Origin of the sequence: Mesorhizobium sp. M1E.F.Ca.ET.063.01.1.1, assembly GCF_003998155.1 — a bacterium.
In the GTDB taxonomy this organism is placed as follows: Bacteria; Pseudomonadota; Alphaproteobacteria; order Rhizobiales; family Rhizobiaceae; genus Mesorhizobium.
Genome location: NZ_RZSC01000035.1, coordinates 1 through 19,902 on the forward strand (window position 1 = coordinate 1; position 19,902 = coordinate 19,902).

General features: G+C 63.0%; 21 protein-coding genes. 11 read left to right on the plus strand and 10 right to left on the minus strand.

Going from position 1 to position 19,902, the window contains the following annotated elements:
- On the plus strand, positions 1-1,633 hold a 1,633-nt coding region (locus EOA29_RS05285; RefSeq protein ID WP_145969627.1), incomplete at its 5' end, for a PhoX family phosphatase.
- A 68-nt stretch (positions 1,634-1,701) separates the two neighbouring features.
- Here EOA29_RS05285 and EOA29_RS05290 read toward each other — a convergent pair.
- Both EOA29_RS05290 and EOA29_RS05295 read right to left on the minus strand, forming a co-directional pair.
- Positions 1,702-2,382, minus strand: coding sequence for a GNAT family N-acetyltransferase (locus EOA29_RS05290; protein ID WP_127220370.1), 681 nt, complete (start codon positions 2,380-2,382; stop codon positions 1,702-1,704).
- The gene (locus tag EOA29_RS05295; protein ID WP_126090995.1) at positions 2,379-2,885 is read right to left on the minus strand and encodes a MarR family transcriptional regulator; all 507 of its coding nucleotides are present in this window, start codon (positions 2,883-2,885) and stop codon (positions 2,379-2,381) included. The genes EOA29_RS05290 and EOA29_RS05295 overlap by 4 nt, the downstream gene beginning before the upstream one ends.
- A gap of 248 nt (positions 2,886-3,133) precedes the next feature.
- On the opposite strand from EOA29_RS05295, the gene EOA29_RS05300 reads away from it, so the two are divergent.
- On the plus strand, positions 3,134-4,171 hold the full coding sequence (locus EOA29_RS05300) for a phosphatidylglycerol lysyltransferase domain-containing protein (protein ID WP_126090994.1): 1,038 nt from the start codon (positions 3,134-3,136) through the stop codon (positions 4,169-4,171).
- A gap of 236 nt (positions 4,172-4,407) precedes the next feature.
- Here the strand turns inward: EOA29_RS05300 and EOA29_RS05305 are convergent, their stop codons facing one another.
- Both EOA29_RS05305 and EOA29_RS05310 read right to left on the minus strand, forming a co-directional pair.
- Entirely contained in the window at positions 4,408-5,169 is a 762-nt protein-coding gene (locus EOA29_RS05305; protein WP_126090993.1) for an ABC transporter permease, read from the minus strand.
- Positions 5,166-6,092, minus strand: coding sequence for an ABC transporter ATP-binding protein (locus EOA29_RS05310; RefSeq protein WP_126090992.1), 927 nt, complete (start codon positions 6,090-6,092; stop codon positions 5,166-5,168). The genes EOA29_RS05305 and EOA29_RS05310 overlap by 4 nt, the downstream gene beginning before the upstream one ends.
- Here EOA29_RS05310 and EOA29_RS05315 point away from each other — a divergent pair.
- The 3 genes from EOA29_RS05315 (at position 6,082) to EOA29_RS05325 (ending at position 8,862) form a co-directional block, all read left to right on the plus strand.
- The gene (locus EOA29_RS05315; protein WP_189478825.1) at positions 6,082-6,333 is read left to right on the plus strand and encodes a hypothetical protein; all 252 of its coding nucleotides are present in this window, start codon (positions 6,082-6,084) and stop codon (positions 6,331-6,333) included. The genes EOA29_RS05310 and EOA29_RS05315 overlap by 11 nt on opposite strands.
- A 53-nt stretch (positions 6,334-6,386) precedes the next feature.
- The gene (locus tag EOA29_RS05320; RefSeq protein WP_126090990.1) at positions 6,387-7,748 is read left to right on the plus strand and encodes a cytochrome ubiquinol oxidase subunit I; all 1,362 of its coding nucleotides are present in this window, start codon (positions 6,387-6,389) and stop codon (positions 7,746-7,748) included.
- Positions 7,749-7,857: 109 nt separating this feature from the next.
- Entirely contained in the window at positions 7,858-8,862 is a 1,005-nt protein-coding gene (locus EOA29_RS05325; RefSeq protein WP_126090989.1) for a cytochrome d ubiquinol oxidase subunit II, read from the plus strand.
- A 45-nt stretch (positions 8,863-8,907) separates the two neighbouring features.
- Here EOA29_RS05325 and EOA29_RS05330 read toward each other — a convergent pair whose 3' ends face one another.
- The 6 genes from EOA29_RS05330 to EOA29_RS05355 all read right to left on the minus strand — a co-directional run bounded on the left by EOA29_RS05330 (position 8,908) and on the right by EOA29_RS05355 (position 14,656).
- Positions 8,908-10,605: a phospholipase D-like domain-containing protein gene (locus tag EOA29_RS05330; RefSeq protein WP_126090988.1), complete on the minus strand. Its 1,698-nt coding sequence runs from the start codon at positions 10,603-10,605 to the stop codon at positions 8,908-8,910.
- A gap of 262 nt (positions 10,606-10,867) precedes the next feature.
- Positions 10,868-11,608 (minus strand): peptide-methionine (S)-S-oxide reductase MsrA, encoded by a 741-nt coding sequence (gene msrA, locus EOA29_RS05335; RefSeq protein ID WP_126090987.1) that lies wholly within the window; start codon positions 11,606-11,608, stop codon positions 10,868-10,870.
- Positions 11,609-11,911: 303 nt separating this feature from the next.
- The gene (locus EOA29_RS05340; protein ID WP_126090986.1) at positions 11,912-12,196 is read right to left on the minus strand and encodes a hypothetical protein; all 285 of its coding nucleotides are present in this window, start codon (positions 12,194-12,196) and stop codon (positions 11,912-11,914) included.
- Between the two features lie 84 nt (positions 12,197-12,280).
- On the minus strand, positions 12,281-12,985 hold the full coding sequence (locus EOA29_RS05345; protein WP_126090985.1) for a DUF1223 domain-containing protein: 705 nt from the start codon (positions 12,983-12,985) through the stop codon (positions 12,281-12,283).
- Between the two features lie 185 nt (positions 12,986-13,170).
- On the minus strand, positions 13,171-13,542 hold the full coding sequence (locus EOA29_RS05350) for a DUF559 domain-containing protein (protein ID WP_126090984.1): 372 nt from the start codon (positions 13,540-13,542) through the stop codon (positions 13,171-13,173).
- 103 nt (positions 13,543-13,645) lie between these two features.
- Entirely contained in the window at positions 13,646-14,656 is a 1,011-nt protein-coding gene (locus EOA29_RS05355) for a TadE/TadG family type IV pilus assembly protein (RefSeq protein WP_245464838.1), read from the minus strand.
- Between the two features lie 363 nt (positions 14,657-15,019).
- Between EOA29_RS05355 and lepA the strand changes: the two genes are divergently transcribed.
- The 6 genes from lepA to EOA29_RS41210 all read left to right on the plus strand — a co-directional run bounded on the left by lepA (position 15,020) and on the right by EOA29_RS41210 (position 19,775).
- Positions 15,020-16,825, plus strand: coding sequence for a translation elongation factor 4 (gene lepA / locus EOA29_RS05360; RefSeq protein ID WP_126090982.1), 1,806 nt, complete (start codon positions 15,020-15,022; stop codon positions 16,823-16,825).
- A 34-nt stretch (positions 16,826-16,859) separates the two neighbouring features.
- Positions 16,860-17,384, plus strand: coding sequence for a type II toxin-antitoxin system antitoxin SocA domain-containing protein (locus EOA29_RS05365; protein ID WP_126090981.1), 525 nt, complete (start codon positions 16,860-16,862; stop codon positions 17,382-17,384).
- A complete protein-coding gene (locus EOA29_RS05370) occupies positions 17,381-18,085 on the plus strand; it encodes a hypothetical protein (RefSeq protein ID WP_126090980.1) in 705 nt (234 codons plus the stop codon). The genes EOA29_RS05365 and EOA29_RS05370 overlap by 4 nt, the downstream gene beginning before the upstream one ends.
- 173 nt (positions 18,086-18,258) lie before the next feature.
- On the plus strand, positions 18,259-18,438 hold the full coding sequence (locus tag EOA29_RS05375; protein WP_126090979.1) for a hypothetical protein: 180 nt from the start codon (positions 18,259-18,261) through the stop codon (positions 18,436-18,438).
- A 23-nt stretch (positions 18,439-18,461) separates the two neighbouring features.
- On the plus strand, positions 18,462-19,118 hold the full coding sequence (locus tag EOA29_RS05380; RefSeq protein WP_126090978.1) for a Fic family protein: 657 nt from the start codon (positions 18,462-18,464) through the stop codon (positions 19,116-19,118).
- A 144-nt stretch (positions 19,119-19,262) separates the two neighbouring features.
- Complete coding sequence (locus tag EOA29_RS41210) at positions 19,263-19,775, plus strand: hypothetical protein (protein ID WP_189350450.1); 513 nt, start codon at positions 19,263-19,265, stop codon at positions 19,773-19,775.
- Positions 19,776-19,902: the final 127 nt, after the last annotated feature.

Genomic DNA, 19,902 nt, shown 5'->3' on the forward strand with positions numbered 1-19,902 from the left:
GGCGCAGGCTAGGCAGTTCGGCTACAACAACGACTATGTTGGCTACATCCCGATCGACGGCTCGGCCGAGCATGGCCTGCTGGTCGTCAACCACGAATACACCAACCCGCATCTGATGTTCCCCGGCATCGTCAAGATCGTCGAGAAGGACGGCAAGAAGGCCGCCGAGGTGGCGCCGCTCAGCAAGGAGCAGGTCGATGTCGAGATGGCCGCCCATGGCGGCACCATCGTCGAGATCCGCAAGCAAGGCGGCAAATGGCAGGTGGTGCGCGACGGCAAGCTCAATCGCCGCATCATGTCCACCACCGAGATGGCGCTCTCCGGCCCGGTCGCCGGTCATGACCGCGTCAAGACCAATGCCGATCCCTCCGGCGCCAAGGTCATCGGCACGCTCAACAACTGCGCCGGTGGCGTCACCCCCTGGGGCACCTATGTGATGGCCGAGGAAAACATCCACGGCTATTTCTCGGGCGATCTGCCGGAAGGCCACAGGGAAGCCGCCAACTACAAGCGGCTCGGCATACCGGAAGGCGCCTATGAATGGGGCGCGCATTACGACCGCTTCAACCTCGCCAAGGAGCCGAACGAGCCCAATCGCTTCGGCTGGATCGTCGAGGTCGACGTCAACGACCCGGATTCGGTGCCGAGGAAGCGCACCGCCATGGGCCGCTTCAAGCATGAGGGCGCCGAATCGATCGTCGCCAAGGACGGCCGCGTCGTCTTCTATCTCGGCGACGACGAGCGCTTCGACTATGTCTACAAATTCGTCACCGCTGGTAAGTTCAATCCCATTGACCTCGCGGCCAACACGGACCTGCTCGACGACGGCACGCTGCATGTGGCGAAGTTCGCCGAGAACGGTTCGGTCGAGTGGATGCCGATTGTGTTCGGGGAAGGGCCGCTGACGGCGGAAAACGGTTTTGCCAGCCAGGCCGACGTTCTCATCGAGACGCGACGCGCCGCCGACCTGCTCGGCGCCACCAAGATGGACCGGCCGGAAGACATCCAGCCCAATGCCGGCAACGGCAAGGTCTATGTCATGCTGACCAACAATTCGAAGCGCAAGGCCGAGCAGGTCGACGCCGCCAACCCGCGCGCCGAAAACGCCTTCGGCCACATCATCGAGATCGTCGAGGACGGCGGCGATTTCGCCGCCACCAAGGGCAAGTGGGAAGTGCTCTTGAAATGCGGCGATCCCAAAGTGGCCGATGTCGGCGCCACCTTCTCGACCGCGACCACCGCCCATGGCTGGTTCGGCATGCCGGACAATTGCGCCGTCGATTCCGCCGGCCGTCTCTGGGTCGCCACCGACGGTCAGGGCCCGAAGGCCACCGGCCGCACCGACGGCTTGTGGGCGGTCGACACGGAGGGTGCCGCGCGGGCGACGTCGAAGCTGTTCTTCCGCGTGCCGATCGGCGCCGAAATGTGCGGCCCGCTGTTTGCGCCGGACGACCAGACCGCTTTCGTCGCCGTTCAGCATCCGGGCGACGGCGGCGAGGACTGGGAAGGCTTTGGCCGTCCCTCCTATTACGAGGACCCGTCGACCCGCTGGCCGGACTTCAAGCCGGACATGCCGGTGCGTCCGGCGGTCGTCGCCATCACCAGGCAGGGCGGCGGCAAGATCGCGGTCTGAGCGCTAAGCTTTGCGACGAGGCAACATTGCGGACGTTGGGGATTGGCCGAAAGCCTCCCCAAATGTCATCACCCCGCGCGTTGAATCACGGCCATGTTCAGGGTGGTTCTCAACCGGAAGCCGATGGACTGGTAGAGTCCGACGGCCGCGACGTTGCTGGCATAGGCGTGGAGATAAGGAACCTCTCGCCGCGCCATGATCCGGTTCGCCACGAACAGCGACAGCAGCCTGGCAAGGCCGCCGCCGCGGAAGTCCGGATGCGAGCACACGCCGCTGAGCTCGGTATAGCCGGGCTGCTTCATGCGCTCGCCGGCCATCGCCGCGAGCCTGCCGTCGATCTTCACGCCCCAGAACTCGCCGAGGCTCAAGGCCTCCAGCGTGAACGGACCGGGCCTGGTGAGCGACGCGAGAGCGAGCATCTCGGCGGCATCGTCGCGTGTCAGTCGTTGCACGCGCTCGTCGGACACGGCCTGCACCGGCTGCTCGGCAATCATCTGCACCAGGGATGCTGTCGAAACCGCGGCGATCTCCGCGGGCAGGGTGATTTCATCCGTCTGGACCAGGATGGCGCTTTCAAGCGGCGGCAGAAGCTTGCCCAAAGCCCGCAGGCTTTGCGCATCGTCCGCCGCGGTGGCGGCGAAAGGAACGATCGACGGCCGGTAGCGCCGGGCGAGGGTGTCGCCTTCCGCGAAGACCTGATGGCGCGTCGCAAGCGCGCTCCAGATGGGACGGTCGAGAACGTGTGTCATCGCGCGACGGCCTTGGGCGCGACGGCCTCGGCTTTTTCCGCACGGCGGTCGAGAGGGATCTCGGCCAACCGATCCTCGATGGCGGCGAGCTGGCCGAGAAGAGGCCCGGAGAGGTCCGCGCATACTTCCGCGACAGCATCCTCGATGCGCGGCCAGACGTCGCGCTTCGCGGTGTCCATCAGCCGTTGGCCGCTCGCCGAGAGGGAGACGATCCTGCGCCGCTGGTCGTCGTTCGATTGCGCGACCTCGACCAGGCCCAGCTCGGTAAGCAACGAGACACTGCGCGTCACGCCCGGCTGCGCGATGCCGAGCGACTGCGCCAGTTCGCCGACCGGCAGCGGCCCCAGCCTGTCGAGCGCGGCAAGCAGGGGGTATTGGCTCGACTGGATCCGCACATCCAGGCGATCGAGCACGCGCTGCGTGTCGGCCTGCAATTGTTCGCCAACGCGCTTCAGCCTGCTGCCGAGGCAGAGAAAGCCGAGGGATCGCAAGATGTCTTCCATGGCTGGTCTCGCTTCAAGTCCATAACTTGATATATAACAACATATGGAAAGTCAAGGACTCTCCGCTTCAGGCGGACGACGGTCCCCGATACAGGCTCGATACCCGGTCGCCATGCGCGGGACATTTCCCCTTCATTCCAGGCCGATAGCATCCTATATGGCGCTGGGGCGACACAATCCGTCGCGTCAAGCGACTGATTCGAGGCCCGCGGGTCGGCGGGTCTCTGTTCATCGGCACGCGGAAGCTCATGCCCTCCCTGCGTATCCATATCGACAGGTTTCTTGAAGGCGCGGCGCCCAAGGTGCCGCGCCGCGAGCTGACGCATCTCGAGCGCCTGGCGCTGGTTCGCCGGCATGGCGACTTCTCGCTCGCCTATTCCACCGCCGTGCAGCAGAAACTGTCCTATTTCAGCGACGGCGACGGCTACATCGCCTTCGGCACCAAGATGAAGCACCATTTCGCCCTCGGCGATCCGGTGGTCGATCCGGCGGACAGGCCCGGCTACATCAAGCGCTTCGTCGAGGCCGCCGGCGGCCCCTGGTTCGTGCAGATCGGCGCCGCCACGGCCAAGGTGCTGGCCGGGCTCGGCTACCGGGTCAACCGGCTTGGCGTCGACACCAGGCTGCACCTGCCGGCGCATGATTTCTCCGGCAAGCGCAACGAAACCGTGCGCTATTCCGAGCGCTGGCTGGCGAAGAAGGGCTTCAGCTTCGCCGAGGACAGGGCCAACATGCTCCTCGACGAGGTCTCGCGGCTGTCCGAGAACTGGCGCGGCGAGCGCATCGTCAAGCGCTGGGAAATGGGCTTCCTCAACCGCCCCTTCGCCGACCATCTCGGCGCCGACATGCGCCGCTTCGTCCTGCATGGCCCCGAGGGCGAGCTCGTCGCCATCCTCGATTTCGATCCGCTGTTCAGCGACGGCAAGGTCATCGGCTACACCACCGCCTTCAAGCGCAAGCATGTCGACGCCACGCCGCATGCCGAGATCGGCCTGACCAAATTCGCCGTCGACCGTTTTCGCGAGGAGGGCGTTTCGGTCGTCACGCTTGGCCTGTCGCCGCTGCTCGATGTCGAGCCGAGCGGCTTTGCCGAATCGAATTTCTGGCGCGGCGCGTTCCAGCGCGCCTACCAGTCGCCCTGGGTCAACCGCTCACGCTTCAACCTGCAGGGCCAGGCGGCCTTCAAGCGCCGCTTCCATGGGCTGGAGGAGCCGACCTACATCGCCTTCCGCAAGGGCACGCCGATGGAGATGCTGGGGCTACTGCGGCTGATCAAGGCGATCTAATTTCCTCGCCCCCGCGCGAGCGGGGGAGAGGTGGCCCGGCGAAGCCGGGACGGAGAGGGGGACGACATTCGCGAAGCCAGAACCGGTGGGGAAAGGACGCGACGTCGGCCTTGAGAGGACAGGGGTCACCGAACAGCGAGATTCCAACCGCCGGCGCAGGCCCCTCTCCGTCCCGGCTTCGCCGGGCCACTTCTCCCCACTTCGTGGGGCGAGGAACCGCCCCGTCGTCGGACCGCTCAATTCCTCAACCGATACCCCGTCCTGAAGATCCACGCCACGATCGCGATGCAGACGGCCAAAAACACCAGCGTCATGCCGAGGCTGACGCCGACCGAGACATCCGCCTTGCCGTAAAAGCTCCAGCGGAACCCGCTGATCAGGTAGACGACCGGGTTGAACAGCGTGATCGTCTGCCAGATGCCGGGCAGCATGTGGATCGAGTAGAAGCTGCCGCCGAGAAAGGTGAGCGGCGTGACGATCAGGAGCGGCACCAGCTGCAGCTGCTCGAAGGTCTTTGCCCAGATGCCGATGATGAAGCCGAACAGGCTGAAGGTCACCGCCGTCAGCACCAGGAAGGCGATCATCCAGAACGGATGCTCGATCCTCAGCGGCACGAACAGCGATGCGGTGCCTAAGATGATCAGCCCGAGCAGGATCGACTTGGTCGCGGCACCCCCGACATAGGCGAGGATGATCTCGAGATAGGACACCGGCGCCGACAAGAGCTCGTAGATCGAGCCGACGAATTTCGGGAAATAGATGGCGAAGGACGCGTTCGAGATCGACTGTGTCAACAGCGACAGCATCATCAGGCCCGGCACGATGAAGGCGCCATAGCTGATGCCGTCGATCTCGTTGATGCGCGAGCCGATGGCCGAGCCGAAGACGACGAAATAGAGCGAGGTCGAGATCACCGGCGAGATGATGCTCTGCAGCACGGTGCGGAACGCACGCCCCATCTCCACCCGGTAGATCGCCCATACTGCGCGCAGGTTCATGGCTCTTGCCTCAGCAGACTGACGAAGATCTCTTCGAGCGAGCTGTTCTTGGTGTCGAGGTCGCGGAATTGGAGGCCGGCGGCCTCGAGGTCGCGGATCAGCGAAGCGACGCCCGGCCGGTCGCTCTGGTTGTCATAGGTGTAGGTGAGCTCGCTGCCGTCCGCGGAGAGCTCCAGCGCATAGCGCGACAGGCCGTCGGGGATGGCGGCGATCGGGGCGCGCAGCTCGAGCGTCATCTGCTTGCGCCCGAGCTTGCGCATCAGCTCGGCCTTGCCTTCGACAAGGATGATCTCGCCGCGGTTGATGACGCCGACGCGGTCGGCCATCGCCTCGGCTTCCTCGATGTAGTGCGTGGTCAGGATGATGGTGACGCCGTCCTCGCGCAGCCGCCGCACCATGGCCCACATGTCCTGGCGCAATTCGACGTCGACGCCGGCCGTCGGCTCGTCGAGGAACAGCACGCGCGGCTCGTGCGACAGCGCCTTGGCGATCATCAGCCGGCGCTTCATGCCGCCGGAAAGCGTAATCGCCTTGGCGTCCTTCTTGTCCCACAGCGAGAGGTCCTTGAGCACCTTCTCGACGAAATCCTTGTCGGGAGCCTTGCCGAACAGGCCGCGGCTGTAATTGACCGTCGCCCAGACCGTCTCGAAGGCGTCGATCGTCAATTCCTGCGGCACCAGCCCGATCAGGCTGCGCGCCGCGCGATAGTTCTTGCCGATATCGTAGCCGTCCACGGTGACGGTGCCCGACGAGCGGTTGACGATGCCGCAGACGATCGAGATCAGCGTCGTCTTGCCGGCGCCGTTCGGCCCGAGCAGCGCGAAGATCTCGCCGCGCTCGATATCGAGGTTGATTTCCTTCAGCGCCTTGAAGCCGGTGGCATAGGTTTTCGTGACACCGGAAATCGAGATGATGGATGACATGCTGAAAAACGGCCGGCTGGAAAACGTGACCTCATATAGGTCGGATGTCGTTTTATGCAAACCGGCATTCGACGCTGCTCCTGACAGTTCTGAACAGCCGCCCTCGCCGGCTGGCGGTGGAACGGCGCTGAACGAAGCGTTCGCGGCGTCGGCAAGCTGTCACGCGGGATGTCTATCCATGCCGGCGCGGCGCCGCTCGCCGCTGCGACAACGCGCCTCGCGTGACGCCGCGCCGCTTTGACCGATGCGCGCTTGAAGCCTATTCTCGAAGAATAGCAGCAGCCGGAGTCGCCCATGGACCCGCTCATTCTGTCGCGTATCCAGTTCGGCGCGAATATTTCGTTTCATATCCTGTTTCCGGCGATCACCATTGCACTTGGCTGGGTGCTGCTGTTCTTCAAGCTCCGCTACAACGCCACGGGCGATTCCGCCTGGATGCGCGCTTATTTCACCTGGGTAAAGGTTTTCGCTCTGTCTTTCGCCATGGGCGTGGTTACCGGCGTCACCATGAGCTTCCAGTTCGGCACCAATTGGCCGGGCTACATGCAGAAGGTCGGCAACATCGCCGGCCCGTTGCTTGCCTATGAGATCCTCACCGCCTTCTTCCTCGAGGCCGCCTTCCTCGGCATCATGCTGTTCGGCTTCCGCCGCGTCTCCAACCGCATCCACACGCTGGCGACCGTGCTGGTGGCGGGCGGCACCACCGTCTCGGCCTTCTGGATCATCGCGCTGAACTCCTGGATGCAGACGCCGGCCGGTTTCGAGATGGTCGACGGCAAGGCGCATGTGCTCGACTGGTGGGCGGTGATCTTCAACCCGTCCATGCCCTACCGGCTGGTGCATATGCTGCTCGCCTCGGGCCTCACCGTCGCCTTCCTGATCGCCGGCCTGTCGGCGCTGCGTTACCTTGCTGGCGACCGTTCGGAATCGATGTGGAAGGCGCTGCGCACCGGCGTCTTCACGGCCGCCATCCTGATCCCGATCCAGATCTTCGCCGGCGACCAGCATGGGTTGAACACGCTGGAGCACCAGCCGCAGAAGATCGCCGCCATGGAAGCGAACTGGAACACCGGCCCCAACGTGCCGCTGGTGCTGTTCGCGCTGCCGGACGAGGCGGCGAAGGAAAACAAATTCGAACTGGCCATCCCCGACGGCGCCAGCGTCGTGCTGCGCCACAGCGTGAGCGGCGTCGTGCCCGGCCTCAACGACTATCCGGGCAACCATCCGCCGGTCTTCCCGGTCTTCTGGGGTTTCCGCATCATGGTCGGCACCGGCATATTGATGTTGATCGTCTCCTGGTCGGCGGCCTTTTTCCTCAAGCGCCGTCACAGCCTGCCGAAGCTGCTGGCGCTCATCATGGTTCCGATGACGATCTCCGGCTGGGTGGCGACGCTCGCCGGCTGGTACACCACCGAGATCGGCCGCCAGCCCTGGCTGGTCACCGGCGTCCTGAAGACGGCGGACGCCGTCGGCCCGGTCGCCGGCAGCCATGTGGCGCTGACTTTAGCCGTCTATCTTATCCTCTATGTGCTGCTCCTCATCGCTTATCTGAGTGTGCTGGTGCATCTGGCGCTGAAGGCGGCCAAGGATGGCGACGCCTCGCCGCTGCCGGGCGCCATGAACGCAGCCCTTTCACAGCAGGCCGCGGGGGAGTGAGGAATCGTCCGCGAAGCGGACGAAAAGCCAACAGTTTGGCTTTTCGAATGACGAACGCCCGGAGCCATAGCGAAGGGCCAGAAACGGTGACTGTTGGGACGAGAGATCAATGACCTTCGACTGGCCAACCGCACTCCCACTGATCTTCGCCGGCCTGATGGGCCTCGCCATCCTGATCTACGTCATCCTCGACGGCTTCGACCTCGGCATCGGCATCCTGTTCGCCGCCGGTGACGACGCCGAACAGGATACGATGATCGCAGCCATCGGCCCGTTCTGGGACGCCAACGAGACCTGGCTGGTGCTGGCGGTCGGCCTTTTGCTGGTCGCCTTCCCGATGGCGCATGGCACCATCCTCACCGCGCTCTACATTCCGGTCTTCCTGCTCCTCGTGGGCTTGATCCTGCGCGGCGTCGCCTTCGATTTCCGTGCCAAGGTGCCGGCCGGCAAGAAGCAGCGCTGGAACCGCATCTTCTTCTTGGGTTCCGCAACCGCCTCGCTGGCGCAGGGCTATATGCTGGGCGTCTATGTGCTGGGTCTCGATGTCGGCTTCGGCGGCATGGCGTTCGGCGCGCTGGTGGCGCTCTGCCTGTCGGCGGCTTACGCCGCCATGGGTTCCGCCTGGCTGATCTACAAGACCGAGGGCGGCCTGCAGAGGAAAGCCGTGCGCTGGCTGCGCACCACACTGGTGCTGACGGCGCTCGGCATGGTCGCGGTGTCGCTGGCGACGCCTTTCGCCAGCCCGCGCATCTTCGACAAATGGTTCCTGTGGCCGGAGATACTCTACCTGTCGCCGCTGCCCATTGTGTCGGCGCTGCTGTTCCTGTGGCTGTGGCGGCAGACCTTCCATCTGCCGAGGCCCGACGACCGGCATGCGCTGCGGCCGTTCCTGACCTTGGCCGCCATCTTCGCGCTCGGCTTCGCCGGGCTGGCCTGGTCGTTCTACCCCTATGTCGTGCCCGACAAGTTGACGATCTGGCAGGCCGCGTCGGCGCCGGAGAGCCTAGCCTTCATCCTGGTTGGCACCGTGGTCGTGCTGCCGATCATCATCTTCTATTCCTTCTATGCCTACCGGGTCTTCGGCGGCAAGGCGACGGATCTGACCTACGACTGAGAGCGTCTTTCTCCCCGTCTCTATACGGGGAGAAAGGAGCTACCCTCAGGCAGTCCAGAAGGCGATCTCCTGCGCCTTGGTCCTCAGCTCCGTCTTCAGCCAGGCATCGTCGTCTTCCAGATAGCTCCACGGCGTCTTGCCCTGCGCGCGCATCTCGCGGATGTAGGAGCGGTAGCGGTAGTGGCTGTAGACCGACATCGCATAGGTGGCGTAGGCGGCGGCGAGCTTTTTGTGGCCGCGCACGATCACCAGGTTCTCGTCGTTCTTCCCGCTCGCCGGTGCCGAGAAATTATGGCTGCCGGTCACTACCACGCAGTCGTCGGAATGCGGGTCGGTGACCAGGATCTTCGAATGCACGATGGCGTGGCCGATCTGCGACAGGAAGGTGCGGCGGTTGACCTCGGCGATCCATGGTCCGAGCGGCGCGTCGAGGCCTTGCGGCTGCGCCACCGAATAGCGGTCCGGCTTGAACGTCCGGTCGCTGCTCACCAGGTCGATGTCGAGGAAATTCTGGTCGGTGCCGCCCTCGTCTTGGCCGAGCGTGCTGACGACGCCGCGCACATAGATGCCCTTTTCTCTGGCGCGCTGGCCGGCCAGCGTATGCAGGCCCTGCTTGCCGGGCGTGAACATCAGGAAAAGCACCGCGTGCTTGGCCGAGGTGATGACATCGCGCAGCGCCTCCATGTCGCGCCCGTCCGAGGTGCGCGTGAACCACACCGTCGCTTTGGCCGTGCCGACCGAAAACGTCTTCGGCTTGTCGTTGTCGGCCATCAGCGCCGGCGTGAAATTGGCCGGGTCGGTCTTCGGCGGTGAGGCGTCCTTCAACAGGTCCCAATGCTTGCGGAAATGCGCCGCCACATCCTTGTCTTCGATCAGCAGGCCGTTGTTGACCTGCGTGCACAGCCCGGTCGTGCTCCAGTTGGTGCTCCCGGTCCACACCATCGTGGGCGCGCCGCCCTTCGAGACCACGACGAATTTGTTGTGGCCGAGCCCCTTCGACTTCAGCATCCGGTCGATGGTCGCAATGCCGTGGTCGTTGAGGTTCTTGCGCGCCGCCGCGTTGCCGTCGCCCTTCTTGTCCGAGCCGTTGGCGAGGATGAGGTTGAGCCGCGGCCCGAGCCCGATCAGCGCCGTCTCCAGCGTCGCGTCGCCGAGCTCGTAGAGCGCGGCATGCAGCTCGTCGCCGGCGACCTGCGTCAGCCCGACCATGCGCAAACCGAGATCGCCCTCGAGGAAGGCGCGGAACTTGGCGTCGCCATTGGTCTGCAGGCTCTTCTTGAACGCCGCCGGCGTCAGCCTGTTCTTGGCCATGTAACGCGCAACGAATTGCGACAGCACCAGCCCGCGGTTGAAGAAGCAGGAAAAGCCGCCGCCGGCATCGGTGGAAAGCGTCTTCCAGTCCGTCCAGTCGCTCGTAACCCCCTTGGTCAATGGCTTGCCGGCGCCGGCGCTCATCATCGCGGTCACCCGGTAGCGCACCACATTGCCGACATCGGCGGCATGGTCGGTCCAGTTGAAGCGCTGGAACGGCCAGACGTCGGACGGCCGGTGGTCGCCCGATTTCGGCTTGTCCTTGGTGAAGCCGACGCGGTTCTCGACCGGCTCGATCTTCTCCGTCGCGCCGGCCTTGCGGCCGCGCTCCAGGAGGAAGCCGCGGCATCCCGGGATGAATTCGCTCGGCGCCCAGGCGACGAAGGCGTCGTCGCCATTGGTGTAGACGGAAACCTCGATGCTGACAGCCATGTGTCATTCCTCCCCGATGCGACGCCGACAAGATCCGCGCCGGAAGCAGGTTTCCGGATCTGTTGAAACAGAAAGTCAGAAAGAGTGACGGCGGTGATTATGTGGCGGCAGAAGACTGACTGTCAATGTTTGCGGACTTGAAGTATAACTCTATGAACAGCTTCACATTCCGATCTATTTGCCGGCAAAAGAAAGAGGCGGCGGACCTTGCGGCCCGTCCGCTTCAAACCTGTCGCTGCGCTCCGGAACCGGCCGGCCGCCGTCAGCTCTTGCTCGACGCCAGCACCAGCACCGGCTTTTCGCTGTAGAGCTGCGGGAACAGCGCCTTGAGGTTCTCGATCTTGGGCAGGTCGTTGTAGACGATATAGGGGTAGGTCGGGTTCAGCGTCAGGAAGTCCTGATGGTAGTCCTCGGCCGGATAGAAGGTCTTGCCGGTCTCGAGCGTCGTCACGATCGGCTTCGCAAACACCTTGGCCCTGTCGAGCTGGGCAATGTAGCTCTCGGCGACTTTCTTCTGCTCGTCGTTCCCGGCAAAGATCGTCGAGCGATACTGCGTGCCCTGGTCCGGTCCCTGGTAGTTGAGCTGCGTCGGGTTGTGCGCCACCGAGAAATAGACCTGCAGGAGCTGGCCGTAGGTGACCTTCGACGGATCGTAGGTGATCTCGACCGATTCCGCATGGCCGGTGCGGCCGGTGCCGACGACCTCGTAGACGGCGTTTTCGGCGCTGCCGCCGGTATAGCCGGAAACGGCCTTGCTGACGCCCTTCACGTGCTGGAACACGCCCTGCACGCCCCAGAAGCAGCCGCCGGCGAACACGGCCGTCTCGGTGCCGCTCGCGGCCTTCTCGTCCAAAGCCGGCGGCGGGATCACCACCGCGTCCTCGGCCGAACGGGCCGGCGTCTGCCAGAACGCGGCCGCCGCCGCCGTCAGCACCAGTGCCGCAAGCGCGCCGCGGGTAAAGAATGGCGATCGCCGCGCGGGCTTTTTGTCGATGCCGTTCATGTTGGATCTCCTTGTCTTGGTTCCAGTATATACGAAGGAAGCCGCCGAGAGGTTCTCACTTTGCCGTGCGGCGGCTTATCGCCGGCGTCGGCGCTCCCCCTCTCCGTCTCGGCTTCGCCGAGCCACCTCTCCCCCGCTTCGCGGGGGCGAGGAACCCAGGCTTGCGAAGGCCGCGCCCTCGGCGGTTAGGCATTTCCTCGCCCCCATGAAATGGGGGAGAGGTGGCTCGGCGCGCAGCGCCGAGACGGAGCGGGGGAGCGCCCTTCGCGATTGTTCGGCCTTCGCCGAGGAGAGGCCGGGACCTTACTGGGCCGGGGCCATCGCGTCCGCCGGTTTCATGGCATCCGTCACCGGCTTCATGGCGTCGGCAGGCTTCATCGCGTCGGTGGCGGGCTTCATCGCTTGTGTCGCCATCGCATCGGGCTTCATCGTATCGGCCGGTTTCATCGCGTCCGTCGCCGGCTTCATTGCATCCGTCGCCATCGCGTTGGCGGGCTTCATGGCATTGGTCGCATCGTCGGCGCGGGCGCTGGCGGCGAAGGCCGTGGTCGCGAGCGCAAGCGTGAGCGCCGTCAGGAATTTGGTCATGGCTAGTCTCCTTGGGTTGTGGCGCGCGAATGCGGGCCGGGTGTTGCGATGCCGCTTCCTGCGGCCCCGCGCGAAAAACGATGATCAGTCCGCGGCGGCGGCCAGGATCGGCCCGCCGCCGGGGCTCTGCACCAGCACCGCGGTGCTGAGGCCGTTGGCGGCGGCCGGCAGCGGCAGGGTCGTGGCCTGGCCGCTCCAGCCGCCAAGCCGCTGCAGCGAATGCACGACATTGCCGTGCGGCAGCGTGCGCCCGGTGTTTTCGCCGCGCGCCACCGGCACCTCGACGACGCCCTTGGCGTAGCGCACCAGCCAGATGTCGGCCTTGCCGCCGGGCGCCTTGCCCGAGCCGATGCTGACCTTGCCCTGCCCGAGCGAAAGCGCCGGGCCTTGAGCAGACGGGCTCGTCGAGATCAGCCGTTCGATCTCGCCGGTCCTGGCGCCGACCGCGTCGGCGCTGCCGTTCACCACCACCTGCGGCGTGAACGGCCCGTCATGACCGAGTGAGGGCTCGTAATTGACCTGGCGCTGGGTGAACTCCTGCCGGCCGAAAATGTCCTTCCAGCCGAGATAGTCCCAATAGGTGACGTTGAAGGACAGCGCCAGCACGCCCGGCCGGTCCTTGACCTTGATCAGGTTGGCATTGGCCGGCGGGCAGGACGAGCAGCCCTGGCTGGTGAACAGCTCCACGACGGTCAGCTGCGCGGATGCGGCACTCGCGCCAGTGGCAAGCGCGATCAGCGCCGCGCCGGCGAGCAGCGCTTTGCCGAGCATTGTCTTGGGTCCGGTCATGAGAAGCAGTCTCCGTTGCGGCGATGCTTCCATTTCGCCGCGGCCGAAGGCTTCGTTACAGCTTCACCGGTTTGTGATTGGGGCGGTGCCGCTTCTTCCTTCTCCCCTTGTGGGAGAAGGTGGATCGGCGCGGAGCGCCGAGACGGATGAGGGGTGTTCCAGCTTGGCGACGCCGCCTATCCAGCTCACCGCCACGGCTGCAGGCTGGTATCCCTCACATACGCAATGATCGTATCGCAGACGCTGTCCAGATCCTTCAGGACATCGTCGTTCCAAAAGCGCAAGACGCGAAAGCCTCTCGCCTTTAATTCAGCTCCGCGCGCTAGGTCGGACTCCGAATCCGCGTGCTGGCTCCCATCGATCTCGATGATCAGGCGTGCTTCGGGGCAAACGAAATCGGCGACGTATTTCCCAATTGGCGCCTGGCGTCGAAACTTTATTCGATCGAGCCTGCGGTCGCGCAATTCCTGCCAAAGCTTGTTCTCCGCCTCCGTCATTTCGCGCCGAAGCGAACGGGCAAAGCTGCGTTTGGTCTGTGTGACAGGTCGATGCGGCATGGTACCAGATTAACCAGCCACTGCGCTCCGTCCAACACCCCTCATCCGTCTCGGCGCTTCGCGCCGATCCACCTTCTCCCACAAGGGGAGAAGGAGAGGTGCCCTACTGCGTCAGCACCGTTTCCGACTGCCTCTGGTTGAAGTCGCACTTGCCGGTGGTGGTGTAGAAGAAGTCGGCATTGCTGACATCGGCCGGCACCGGATTGCCGCCGTCCTCCCAGGCCTGGTAGCCGGCCTGGCCGCAGGGCACGGCGCTGAAGATATCGACGACCTGCCCGGTGGGGACCTCGGGCATGTTGGTGGCGCTGGTGCCGATATAGAGCCGGTTCGAGGTGGTGGCATCGTTCGACCGCAGCGTCGTCGGATTGCCCGAAGGTACCTTCATCTCCAGATAAAGCTTGTCCATCTGGCTGACATCGATCACCGCGCCGGAGCCGTTGGCGGGGTAGAAGGTGTCGGCGCAGGTCGTCGCGTACTTCTTTCCCCTGCTGTCGGTCTGGGTGATCGTGCCGGCGGCCAGGTTGTTGAAATTGCCGACCGTGTTGGTCGTGCAAACCTGCTGCTGGACCACCGTGCTGGTGGAGCCGTTGATGGTGCTCACCGTGGTCGTGCCGTAGCCCTTCGGGTCGCCATAGCCATTGTAGGTGTACGTGATCGTCATCAGCGGCTTGGGGGTGGTTTCGCCGAACTTGGTGCCGTAGAGCGTCATGGTCTTGTTCCAATAGCCGGACACTTTCGTCACCTTGAAGGTGGACTGCACCAGCGCCGGCGTCTTGCGCACCGAGGAGCCGACGCCGACATCCACCGTGTTGATCCGGGCGATCTGCATGAAATTGGTCGGCATCGGATAGGCCGCCGTGGCGCTGAAGGTCGCCGTGCCGTCGGCGGCGATATCGACACCGGTGAGCGTCGCCGTGCCAAGCCCGCTGTTCGCCGCATAGGCCTGCTGCAGCGCCGTCTGGCGGTCGCCCTTCGACGTCGTGGTCGGCAGCGTCGTGATCGAGATGATCGCTGCGTCCAGCGCGTTCTGCATGTTGCTCCTGGTCGTCACCGCCGAGGTGTAGTCGACGGAAAAGCCGACGGCCAGCAGCAATGGGATCGTGATCATCATCATGATCGGCATCATCGAGCCGCTTTCCGAGCGAACGAAATTTCTTGGCGACGAGAACATTCCCCAACCCCCGAACAACACCGGTGGCGCAGCCACCCAAGGCGGAGCTATGCCCTAAATGGGTGCATAATTGTTTAAGCGGTTTTGAATGTACGGCGCGGCGCGGCCCTCCCCTTCTCCCCTTGTGGGAGAAGGTGTCGCCGAAGGCGACGGATGAGGGGTGCTCCAGGGAATGCCGACGTCTCATTCCGCTGGGACACCCCTCATCCGTCTCGGCGCCAACGCGCCGATCCACCTTCTCCTACAAGGGGAGAAGGAAAGGTGCCCGGCTTGCCCGCTACCCCCGCCCCTGCTAAAGCGCGCCGCATGACGACGCCCCTCGACCACATCCGCAATTTCTCCATCGTCGCCCATATCGACCATGGCAAATCCACGCTTGCCGACCGGCTGATCCAGCTCACCGGCGCGCTGGAGGAGCGCGACATGAAGGAGCAGGTGCTGGACTCGATGGATATCGAGCGCGAGCGCGGCATCACCATCAAGGCCCAGACGGTGAGGCTGAACTACCGAGCCAGGAACGGCGAGGACTATGTCCTGAACCTCATCGACACCCCCGGCCATGTCGACTTCGCCTACGAGGTGTCGCGCTCTTTAGCCGCCTGCGAGGGCTCGCTGCTGGTGGTGGACGCCTCCCAAGGCGTCGAGGCGCAGACGCTCGCCAATGTCTACCAGGCCATCGACAACAACCACGAGATCGTCGTGGTGCTGAACAAGGTCGACCTGCCGGCGGCCGAGCCCGAGCGCATCCGCGAGCAGGTGGAGGAGGTGATCGGCCTCGACGCCTCCAACGCGGTGCTGATCTCGGCCAAGACCGGCCTCGGCGTGCCGGACGTGCTGGAGGCGATCGTCCACCAGCTCCCGCCGCCGCGCGAGGGCGACATCGCAGCACCCTTGAAGGCGATGCTGGTCGACAGCTGGTACGACGCCTATCTCGGCGTCATCGTTCTGGTGCGCATCATCGACGGCGTGATGAAGAAGGGCCAGACCATCCGCATGATGGGCACCGGCGCGAAATATCTCGTCGAGCGCACCGGCGTGTTCAAGCCGGCCCGCGTCAATGTCGACGAGCTTGGCCCCGGCGAGTTCGGCTTCTTCACCGGCTCGATCAAGGAAGTGGCCGACACCCGCGTCGGCGACACCATCACCGAGGACCGCCGCCCGACGCAAAAGGCGCTGCCCGGCTTCAAGCCGGCGCAGCCGGTGGTGTTCTGCGGCCTGTTCCCGGTCGACGCCGCCGATTTCGAGGACCTGCGCGCCGCCGTCGGCAAGCTGCGCCTCAACGACGCGTCCTTCTCCTTCGAAATGGAGACCTCCGCCGCGCTCGGCTTCGGCTTCCGTTGCGGCTTCCTCGGCCTGCTGCATCTGGAGATCATCCAGGAGCGGCTGGAGCGCGAGTTCAACCTCGACCTCATCGCCACCGCGCCTTCCGTCGTCTACCGCATGAACCTCATCGACGGCACGACCAAGGAACTGCACAACCCGGCCGACATGCCCGACGTGGTCAAGATCGCCTCGATCGAGGAGCCGTGGATCCGCGCCACCATCCTCACGCCGGACGACTATCTCGGCGGCATCCTGAAACTCTGCCAGGACAGGCGCGGCATCCAGGCCGACCTCTCCTATGTGGGAAAACGCGCCATGCTGACCTACGACCTGCCGCTCAACGAGGTCGTCTTCGATTTCTACGATCGCCTGAAGTCGATCTCCAAGGGCTACGCCTCCTTCGACTATCACCTGACGAACTACCGCGAGGGCGACCTGGTGAAGATGTCGATCCTGGTCAATGACGAGCCGGTCGACGCTTTGTCCATGCTGGTGCACCGCTCGGCCGCCGAAAAGCGCGGCCGCGCCATGTGCGAGAAGCTGAAGGAGCTGATCCCGCAGCACCTGTTCAAGATCCCGATCCAGGCGGCGATAGGCGGCCGCATCATCGCCCGCGAGACCGTCTCGGCGCTCAGGAAGGACGTCACCGCCAAATGCTACGGCGGCGACGTCACCCGCAAGCGCAAGCTGCTCGACAAGCAGAAAGAGGGCAAGAAGCGGATGCGCCAGTTCGGCAAGGTCGATATCCCGCAGGAGGCGTTTATTCAGGCGCTGAAGATGGGTGATTGAGAAGTATGGATGTTCCTGATATGTTCTCAATGAAATGAGTTACGACGCCCGGGAAATTTCCAACCTGTTCCTTGATATGGCCGATGCCAAAGGCCATCGACTGACCTCTATGGCGCTACTGAAAATTCTCTATTTTGCGCACGCGTGGCATCTCGCGAAATATAAAGAGCCGTTAATAGGTCAGAAATTTGAGGCTTGGAAGCACGGCCCGGTAAATAGAGTTGTCTATGATCAAGTGAAGCGCTTTGGTGCCGGACCAATCACGGAGCGCTTGCAGAAGTTAGATGTTTCAACTGGTGCGTTTGTTGACGCCCAAGCCGCAATTGGGGGAGAACGTCTCGTATTTCTGCAAAACGTATTTGCCTACTATTCGGAGTTCCATCCGTACAAGCTCTCGGATTTGACACACGAAAAGGGCACGCCTTGGGATATCATCTGGAACACCGCTGAAAAAAACGCTGTTCCGGGGATGTTGATCCCTGACGAGCTCATCCTCGAATGGTTTGAAAAAACCGGAGGAAGGCTCTATCGTTCGGGTGAACAAGGAGCGAACACGTGATTCCTCTTACCAATCCCCCGCTTGTCGAAATCCTGCGAGCCGACACTACGAACGTACAGACCGCAATGCGGTCGCTGCTAGAGTTTTACAACCCGGTAGATGGCGGCAAATTCAACTATTTGCGCGCTGTGAAGGCCGTGCGGAAAGCATACAAAGGGCTTCATCAGATAGATCAACTTTTAGCGGCGCCGCTCTCCGTCCAAGAGCGTGTCGGTTACAAGGCCAATCAGGATGTTATCGCTCTTGCAAGCCCCTTGGCGTTCGGCCGTAAGACTCAAGTTTTCGATCTAAACGGTCGCCGCTTTCCTTTCGCTCGGGATCGGTTCGCGACGTATAGAATACCGTTCTTTTTCACTGAGGGCGGCGTCGTTAAACTCTATTTTCTTCAGTACAGAAAGTCCTTTGTGCTTTCGGAAGATGTTTACTGTGGCATGCTTACGGTGCACAGGAAGTTCCTCCTAGAGCAAGAGTTCTATGGCGAAACCTGCGACGTCGAATACGTCGACTGCTCGTCGGGCGAAGAGGGTGGCTCGCGAAATCGTAAGACGTATTCTTCAGCGAGTTTGGACATGTGGTCAGAGGAACGCCTTAGAGATCAACTCGGTATGGTGGCGTCCGCGATGGATGAGATCGAAAAGCGCGATCTGAAAGTGAAACGGATTAGACCACTTCGAGACGCGGAACTGCCACTGTTTGATTGAGAGGTAAGGCCTCTCCCAGTTGCTAGTGGCCAGGCTTGTGGAATGAGTTGTCTCGCAGCGCGAGACGCGTGACGGCTTTCATAACAAATTCATTGGCAAATCCGGCGGGCATCGCGCATGCTTGCCAGAGTGATTTGCGTTTGCCAGTTGGGCGATAAGCGCAGGAGGTATCTATGACTGAAGCACTGAAAAAACTGATTGAAGCCACCAAAACGCTTGATCAGTCAAAGATCGACAAGGAACAGCAACGCCGAAGCTTTGCTTATGGGAACACCAAGTTCGAAAACGAGAGGATAACTCGTGAGATGATCGATAAGCAGGCTGAGCTTTTGAGCAAGAATGTCAAAAGGTAGTTAGCGTCCAAAGGCTATTTGTAGTGACCGATTCCGCTCAACGCCATAGCAGGGCATTTGAAGCTGATCTGATATCAGATCCGGAGCTTAAGGCAGAGGCAGAGGCCAGGAACGGCCTGAAGCAGTATGACTATGGTATTCAGACCGTTCATCAGGCGTTGGAGCGCGGCAACTTCAAGCTTAGGCCGTCCTTGATACTTGCTCTACAGCGAGAGGCCTTAGCGGGAATCAGCGCGTACGCGGGTAATTTTCGGCCCGCAGGCGTGGAGATAGTCGGAAGTAAGCACAAGCCGGCCGAAGCACATCTCGTTCCAGAATTGATTGAAGATCTCTGTGACTACGTCAACGACAATTGGGAGAAAGCAACAGCTATCCATCTGGCTGCCTATATAATGTGGCGGCTTAATTGGGTACACCCTTTTGCGGATGGAAACGGCCGGACGTCGCGCATATTGTCTTACGTAGTATTATGTATCAAAGCGGAGAGCGTGTTCCCAGGAACGCCAACTATCCCAGAACAGATCGTAGAGAATAGAAATCCATACTTCGACGCTTTGGACGCAGCGGATGCTGCCTCTAAGGAAGGACGTATTGATCTTTCTCGTATGGAGGAATTGCTGTCCGGGATGCTGGCGCGTCAACTAACAAACGCGTATGAGAAAGCCGGCGGGCGAGCCTAAAGCTGCTGGGTTCGCAAATCCCCTCTCGGCTGTCCCGCAGCGTCCGCCTTCGGGCGGTCTCTTACCACAGTTGACATCTATCCTGTTTGGCCTTTTGGGCCGTCCCACCTCGTTGTATCCTCTCCCCGGCTTGGGAGACATCACATGCGCTCCACTTCGGACACCGTCGCCGCGATCGGCCTCGCCGTGGGCGGCGCGCTGGGCATGGCGGGCACTTTCGTTGTGAGCGATGCGCTGCGCGAAACGCTCTGGACCATCGACGGCGTGGGCGTCGTCGTCGCGGCCGCGCTGCTGACGATGAAATACCAGCGGCTGGGCAATGATCTTGTCGCGGCCGGCTTCCTCACCTTCCTGGCCGGCGAAAGCCTGCTTCTGGCCGGCAATGCGGCGGGCCTGCAGGCGAGCGTGCCTTCCTATGTCGGCGGCATTGCGCTCTGGGCGGCGGGGCTCGCCATGGTCAGCGCGAAAAACACCTTCGCGCTCTGGATGCGGCTCACCGCTTTCGTGTCGGCCCTGCTCTTCGTCGTCTCGGCGGCGATGATCCTGTGGGGCGCGCCGTTGCTGCCCACCTCCTCGCCGCTGCCCGCCGCCGGCTATCCGTTCGTGGTCCTCACCTTCATCGGCTGGATCTGGACGCTCATGAAATCGGAACGGTGAGCGGGGCAAAAATGGCCGCGCCGCTCGAAATCCGCAACAGCGCCACGGGAAAGATCGTCCCGGCGCTCGGGTCGTTCCTGATGGCGGCGATCTTCGGCTTCTATCTGGTCAAGGGGCTGTCCATGGG